The following is a 7280-nucleotide window of genomic DNA, read 5'->3' as shown; positions in this document are numbered from 1 at the left end:
ACTTATTTGACCAGCCGCAACCTCGGCCCCTTATCCTCTTTTCCCCCAGGCGCATCTCTATCTTCCGATGTTTTGCTCCCGTGGTCACAGATATTTAAGAGCATCCCCATGGCCACCATGGAGACCATCAGTGATGAACCGCCATAACTGATAAAGGGCAAGGGTACACCGACTACAGGCAGCAGTCCGCCAACCATCATAATGTTGGCAATGGCCTGTCCGGCTATGAGCACCATAATGCCCGTAGCCAGCATCTGTCCAAACTCATCCGGTGCCCGGTTGGCAATGCGCACGCAGAAGAGCACCAACAAAGCCAAGAGCAGGAATACCAGAAAGGCTCCCATATAGCCGTGCTCCTGACTGAAGATGGCAAAGGCAAAGTCCGTATGGGCTTCCGGCAAGTACTCGTACTTGCTGACACCTTCGCCCAGCCCCATACCCCAGAAGCCGCCGGAGCCGATGGTGGACAAAGACTGCACCGTCTGATAGCCCATCCCCTGCGCATCCGCCCAAGGGTCAAACCAAACCTTAAGTCGGGCCATACGATAGGGCTGAACATTGACCAAAATGAGAATGAGCAGGGCGAGAAATCCTCCCAGCCCCAACACATACTTAAAGGACATGCCGGCCACCACCGCCATGATAACGGGCACGCCCAGCACAATGGCTGCCGTTCCCATATCCGGCTCCAACTCGATGAGCACAGCCATCACCACGATGATGCCGTATTTCAGATTGCATACGTTGAACAATGAGTTGGCCTTGCCCCGCTTTATCCTTGCCGACAAAGTTGAGGCTGCAAGCATTAACGACACCAGCTTAGCCAATTCCGCCGGCTGAGCACCGAAGAGCCACCTTTTGGCGCCGTTAACCTCCGTACCGATAACCAGTACCCCGACCAACGACAGGAATGTCGCGCCAATGACCGCCAACATCAACGGCCCCTGCAAGGGCCGCCAGCGCCGGTAGTTAATCTTGCGGAAGACAAAGAACAGTACCAACCCGGCCAGCATAACCAATACATGGCGGCGCAAAAAGTGATAGGGATTTTCGTAATCCGTAGTGCCCAGCACAAAACTGGAACTAAAGACATTGATGGTTCCCAGCACCATCAGCACCACCATAATGGCAATAATGGGCTCCGCATCGTTATTCCAAATCTTTTTCCGAATCCGCACGAAAAAGCCTCCTTGTGCCTTATGCGAATATTACCTCACAACGGTTGATTTTCTCGCCAAAGCCGCTGAACTTGCGTTCATACTCCGTCATGATATTGTCCGGTCGATTCTCCGCATGGAGGTCAAAGGAAACATCCTGCACCTTGAGGCCCGCTTCCTCGAACTGCTCCAGAGAGAAATCAAACAGCGGACGGTTGTCCGTCTTAAAGTGAAGCTCGCCAGGCTTTTTCAGCAGCTTGCGGTATTTTTCCAAAAAGCCCACATGGGTCAGACGGCGCTTGGCATGGCGCTTCTTCGGCCAGGGGTCGCAGAAGTTCACATAGAAACGGTCCACTTCGCCTTCCGCGAAGATATTTTCAATGTTGTTAATATCAAAAACCAGCAACCGCACATTGGTCAGGCCTTTTTCCGCAACTTTTTTGGCCGCGGAATAAAGCACATCCTGCTGAGCTTCAATACCGATATAGTTAATGTCGGGATTGCGTTCTGCCAGCTGGGTGATAAAATCGCCCTTGCCAGTGCCCAGTTCCACATGCAGCGGTGCCTGGCGGCCGAAGATGTCTCCCCACTGGCCCTTTTTCTCCTCGCCAATTTCCTGGTCCTTGCTGAACACAAAGTCATCGAATTCATGGATAGCTTCATCTACCCAAGGCTTTCTCCGTAAACGCACAATCTTTCTCCTTACTTCTTTTCCAATCCATACTTCTTCAAATACCGGTACAGGGTTACACGGCTCACATTCAGGAGGTTAGCCAGTCGGCTCACATTGCCGCCGGCAGCCTGCCAAGCCTTTACAAAGACTTCTTTGTCTTCCTTCCACTTGTTGTCCGGCTTCACATCTCCCATAAGACTGATGTCATTGGGATTGATTTCCGTGTCACTCGTGTTGAAGAAGGCATACTCCAGCACGCTCTGCAGCTGCTTGATATTGCCCGGCCAGTCGTATTCCCGCAGCACACGCTCCGTTTCCGGCAAGATTTTCTTGGGCTGCATCTGATGCTGCTCTGCAAGCTCGCTGATGATATGGGAAGCCAGCTTGGGAATATCCTCCCGGCGGCTGCGCAGCGCCGGTACCCGCACGATGCTCTTGGACAGCGCTTCATAAAGGTCACGGTCAAAGAGGCCGCGTTCCGTGAGGCGCTTCAAGTCGCTGTCGCAGGCGGCGATGATGCGCACATCAATGCTGCGCTCCACCTGTTCGCCCACACGGCAGGCCTTGCCCTTGTTCAGGGCATCTGCCAGAGCCTTGGCGATATTTTTCGGCATCTTTTCAATTTCATCTAAGAACAGGGTACCACCAGAAGCCAGTTCCAGACGGCCCTGATGGCTGACTTCACTGTTCAGCACCACACCAAAGAGTTCCTGTTCCAAAAGTTCAGGGGTGGTATCGCCGCAGCGCAGGGTAATCAGCGGGCCTACCGCACGATTGCTGGCCTGATGAATGCCATGGGCCATACGCTGCTTGCCCGTACCAGCTTCGCCCTGAATCAGTACATGGTGTTTGTTCTTCGCCACGCGGGCCGCCTTGTTGCGCACGCTGGCAAAAGTCGTACCTTCTCCGACCATGGAACCCAAGCTGTACTTCGCCGTATACCCTGCCGCATGTGCAACCAACGTACGCAAATCTTCAATGGGCATGGAAACTACGACCACACTCTGCACAGCCTGGTCTTCATCACGTTCCAAGGGAACCACCGTGGTGATGTCCTCGTAGGTCTTGGCCGGGGTAATCCAGGTCACTTCTTTATTATAAGATGGTATCCCACGGAAGCCCTTATAGATAGGCGTATGCTGATAGTTCATAATCACATCATTGAGGTTGGATGCGCTGCGGCGGGCGCCAGGGTCACGTTTGGCGCCAATGCCTTCCAGACGGGTATGTCCCAGGCGGTTGGCATAGGCCACTTCCCCGCCGGGCAGTACATGATAGACAGCAAAGGGCGTAGCATCTAAGATAGCTTCATCCGCCTTGATGCGGATGGCTTCGTTCAAATGACGCTCCAAAGCCTTGCGCATGGTAAAGAGCAAAGAAATTACAGCATCCTGCGGCATGGCCACCTGCTCCATGGACACCAGGGTAATGATGTAGTTCAGTTCACCGCTGACCATAACCGGTGCCGAGCAGGCATCACCGAGCTGACATTCCTTAACCCACATCTCAGGGCCGAACATCCAGAACGGTGCCTTATGTTCCAAGGCCACGCTGATGGACGAGGTGCCCACCTGGTCAATACCCACATTCGCCCCTTCGATTTCGCCCGGGGTCATCTGATAAAAGGGCAGGGAATAGCTCTTGAGTACCGTGCAGTCTGCGTCAATAAGCAAAAGACTCAGGTTGTATTCCTGAAAAAATTCCTTGATGCCATCGGAAAGGTCGCTTAAATACTCAATGGCATCCGCATGCTTTAACTGAAGCTCGTGAAATTCCTCTTTGGTAAGCAGATGCTTAATGGCCATCTTCTCCAGGCCCACGCCGAACTTCTTGCTCTGCTGCCAGGAATCCGCCACCCAAGGATGGACGTTAGGGTCCAGTACACCCTCCTGGGCAAATTTTTCATAATAAGCTTCGAGCTTGGCACGGCTCCGATGCTCTCTAATCATAATTTATCCTCCCTAAGAACCGTTATTTTATCTACCTTTTCAAGCAGAATATCCTTCCGCAATTTCTTCCGGTCAATAAGTTTCGTACCTTACATTTTAACAAGCCTAAAAAATTACTGCAACAACTTTCGGAAAAAAAGTTTACATTTTTTGAAAAAAAACACGTAAATTCGTAAACATATCGCAAAACACCCTTGCAACAGCTGTCAAGACAGTGTATAATGCAACTTGTTATTTTTCATTGTCATGACAGTTGTCGTGTTATTTTTAGGAAAGAGGTATGATTATGATTTTACAGCGGCTGGAATCCCTGCCTGTGGGGAATTTCCACTACAAGCTCTTATTGCTGACAGGTCTGGGCTGGCTTTTTGACTCCATGGATACAGGTCTTATCGCCTTCGTACTGCCGGTACTGGCCAAGGAATGGGCTCTGACTCCCGCGCAGGTGGGCTGGATTGGTTCTATCGGCCTTATCGGCATGGCCTTGGGCGCTGTGCTGGCCGGCACTTTGGCTGACCGCATTGGCCGCAAGCGGGTATTTTCCCTGACCGTGCTCCTCTACAGTTTGTCCACGGGGATGTGTGCCCTGTCCTGGAGCTATGAATCTCTGCTCGTGTTCCGCTTCCTGGTTGGCTTCGGCCTCGGCGGCGAACTGCCCGTTGCCGCCACCCTCATGAGTGAGTACGCTCCGGCACATCTGCGCGGCCGTTTCATCGTCCTCTTGGAAAGTTTCTGGGGCGTGGGCTGGCTGGTGGCCGCCTGCATCTCCTATCTTCTGATTCCTGCCTTTGGCTGGCAGATTGCTTTCGTCATCGGTACCCTGCCCGCTCTCTATGTATTCCTGATTCGCCTGCACATGCCGGAATCCATCCGCTACCTGCTGACGAAAAACCGCATTAAGGAAGCGCAGGATGTCATCCTGATGCTCGAAAGAAAATTAGGCGTGGAAAGCAAGCCCTTCACCGGAGAAGTTGACATGTCAAAACTTTCCAGTCAAGGCACGGAAACCAAACCCAAGTTCTCCGCTCTCTGGAGCGCTCCCTTCCGCACCCGCACGGCCATGCTCTGGCTGGCCTGGTTCGGCATCGTCTTCAGCTATTACGGTATCTTCATGTGGCTGCCCTCCATCGTTTATGCGCAGGGCTTTGCCGTGGTCAAGACCTTTGAATACGTGCTCATCATGACATTGGCGCAGCTGCCCGGTTATTATGCCGCCGCCTGGCTCGTGGATGTAATTGGCCGCAAGTACACCCTGTCTCTGTTCCTGCTGCTCTCCGGTGTCTGCTCCTTCTTCTTCGGCAACGCCGAAACTTCCACCGCATTGCTCGCCTGGGGTTCGGCCATGAGCTTCTTCAACCTGGGTGCCTGGGGTGTTATCTACACCTACACGCCGGAACAGTACCCGACCGCCATCCGCGCACTGGGCAGCGGCTGGGCTGCCGGCTTCGGCCGTATCGGTGGCATGCTCGCCCCGATGCTCGTGGGTGTAATGCTCGGCAATGCCTTCGGTATGAACACCATCTTCCTGATGTTCGCCTCCGTATTCGTCATCATCTCTGCCGTAGTAATCCTCCTGGGTAAGGAAAGCAAAAAGAAAACCTTGGAAGAACTGGAAGTCGCCCTTGAAGGCTGATAACCAAAACAGATATTCATCATACGAAAATGTAAAAATATCTAAATAAACTTCGCAAGCCCATGAATACTTGTTCCTAAGCGATTTACGCGCCCCGCGCGTACTAGCGCAGGAATAAGCATTCATGGGCTTGCGGCACGTATGAGGAATTTATCTCTGATTCCCCATTGACTTTTTTTAGTACCTGCTTATATAATGAATTATCTTATTCATATTATTTTCATGCTCTAATTAATTGGAAAGGACTTGATTTTTTGTTTTTATTAGCGCTTTCACCAATCCTTTGGCTGGCTATAGCGCTGTGCGTACTGCACATGCAGCCGCACAAAGCCTGCCTCTTGGCTCTGCTCATCTCTGCTGTAGTGGGTATTGGTCTCTATGACATGACCACTATTCATGCGTTCCAGGCTTTCCTGGAAGGTGTAGCTCTTGCCTGCTGGCCGATTTTGCTGGTCATCATTGCCGCTATCTTCACTTACAACCTGTCAGAACACACCAAGGGCATGGAAGGCATCAAAAAGATGCTGACTTCCGTCAGCAACGACCGCCGCGTGCTGATTCTTCTGATTGGCTGGGGCTTCGGCGGCTTCATGGAAGGCATGGCCGGTTTTGGTACGGCTATCGCCATCCCCGCCAGCATGCTGGTTGGTATCGGTGTGAACCCAATCTTAGCTGCCAGCGTCTGCCTGGTTGCTAACTCCGTCCCCACAGCTTATGGTTCCATTGGTATTCCTCTGGTAACGCTGGGCAATGTCACGGGCACGGATGCCACGACGCTGGCTACTTACACCTGCCTGCAGCTGGCTCCGCTGACCATTCTCTGCCCCTTCATCATGACGCTCGTTGCCGGCGGCTCCTTGAAAGCCCTCAAAGGCATGACCATCATCTGCCTGGGTGCAGCACTGGGATTCCTGATTCCGGAACTGGCCGTAGCTCTTACCATGGGCCCGGAACTTGCCGTTGTCGCTGGTTCCATCGGTGCTATGGGTGCGATTGTCGCCTGCGCCAAAATGTTCCCGGTCAACGACCCGGCTTATGCTATGCCTGCCCATGAAGATGACGAGGAAAAGCTGACGATTGGCAAAGCCATCACGGCCTGGCTCCCGTTCATTCTGATTTTCGTCTTCCTGCTGGCTACCTCCAAGCTGATTCCGGCTATTCATGACCCGCTGAATCTCATCAAGTCCTCCGTACTGATTTATGATGGCGAGGGCGGCGCTCCCTATACCTTTACCTGGGTTGCTACTCCGGGCGTGCTGATTTTCCTGGCTGCCTTCATCGGTGGTTCCAAACAGGGCGCAGGTTTCGGCGAAATGCTGGGCGTCCTCAAAAACACGGTATACGGCCTGCGCTTCACCATTCTGACGATTATCTCCGTTATCGCTACGGCAAAAGTCATGGGCTATGCCGGCATGACCCACGAAATCGCTGAAGCTGCTGTTGCCGCTACGGGTACAGCTTACCCCTGCATTGCCGCCTTTATCGGTTCCATTGGTACCTTTATCACCGGTTCGGCAACGTCGAGCTGCGTGCTGTTCGGTAAACTCCAGACCGAAGCTGCGCAGGCTATCGGCGCTACGCCTGCCGCACAGGCATGGATTGCTGCTGCTAACGCTACGGGCGCCTGCGCCGGCAAGATGATTTCCATCCAGAGTATCGCCATTGCCGTTGCAGCCATCAAAACCGCTGGTGCTGATGGCAAGCTGCTGGCGTTCGCTGCCAAGGTTTACGTTCCCTTCATCATTGTGATGGGCCTTATCGTTTACTTCGGCCAGAGCTTAGTCGGTTAAAAATTTGCATATAAAAAAATCCCGGAATGACCGCCGTCATTCCGGGATTTTTTCTATGCATAATTCCTGCTGCTTGAT

Annotated in this window: 5 protein-coding genes; 2 read left to right on the top strand and 3 right to left on the bottom strand. The window is 52.8% G+C overall.

Annotated features, from left to right (window positions below):
- Positions 1-2: 2 nt before the first annotated feature.
- Genes T320_RS03605 through T320_RS03595 form a run of 3 tightly spaced genes read right to left on the bottom strand, consistent with a single transcriptional unit; the run spans position 3 to position 3779 of the window.
- Complete coding sequence (locus T320_RS03605; protein WP_037353086.1) at positions 3-1178, bottom strand: FtsW/RodA/SpoVE family cell cycle protein; 1176 nt, start codon at positions 1176-1178, stop codon at positions 3-5.
- A gap of 19 nt (positions 1179-1197) precedes the next feature.
- On the bottom strand, positions 1198-1848 hold the full coding sequence (gene trmB / locus T320_RS03600; protein WP_037353085.1) for a tRNA (guanosine(46)-N7)-methyltransferase TrmB: 651 nt from the start codon (positions 1846-1848) through the stop codon (positions 1198-1200).
- An 11-nt stretch (positions 1849-1859) separates the two neighbouring features.
- The gene (locus T320_RS03595) at positions 1860-3779 is read right to left on the bottom strand and encodes a sigma-54-dependent Fis family transcriptional regulator (RefSeq protein ID WP_026760031.1); all 1920 of its coding nucleotides are present in this window, start codon (positions 3777-3779) and stop codon (positions 1860-1862) included.
- Between the two features lie 286 nt (positions 3780-4065).
- Here T320_RS03595 and T320_RS03590 point away from each other — a divergent pair, with 286 nt between their 5' ends.
- Entirely contained in the window at positions 4066-5412 is a 1347-nt protein-coding gene (locus tag T320_RS03590; RefSeq protein ID WP_037353084.1) for an MFS transporter, read from the top strand.
- A 254-nt stretch (positions 5413-5666) separates the two neighbouring features.
- Positions 5667-7202 carry an L-lactate permease gene (locus T320_RS03585; RefSeq protein ID WP_037353083.1) on the top strand — a complete coding sequence of 512 codons (1536 nt, stop codon included), beginning with the start codon at positions 5667-5669 and terminating at the stop codon, positions 7200-7202.
- Positions 7203-7280: the final 78 nt, after the last annotated feature.

This window comes from Selenomonas sp. FC4001, assembly GCF_000701565.1.
GTDB lineage: Bacteria > Bacillota > Negativicutes > Selenomonadales > Selenomonadaceae > Selenomonas_A > Selenomonas_A ruminantium_B.
The sequence above is the reverse complement of the archived record's forward strand: the minus strand, read 5'-3'. Positions and strand labels throughout refer to the sequence as shown.

Excerpts from the sequence above, each read along its gene's own strand:
- T320_RS03595 (WP_026760031.1), bottom strand. The coding sequence starts at position 3,779 with ATGATTAGAGAGCATCGGAGCCGTGCCAAGCTCGAAGCTTATTATGAA.
- T320_RS03590 (WP_037353084.1), top strand. The coding sequence starts at position 4,066 with ATGATTTTACAGCGGCTGGAATCCCTGCCTGTGGGGAATTTCCACTAC.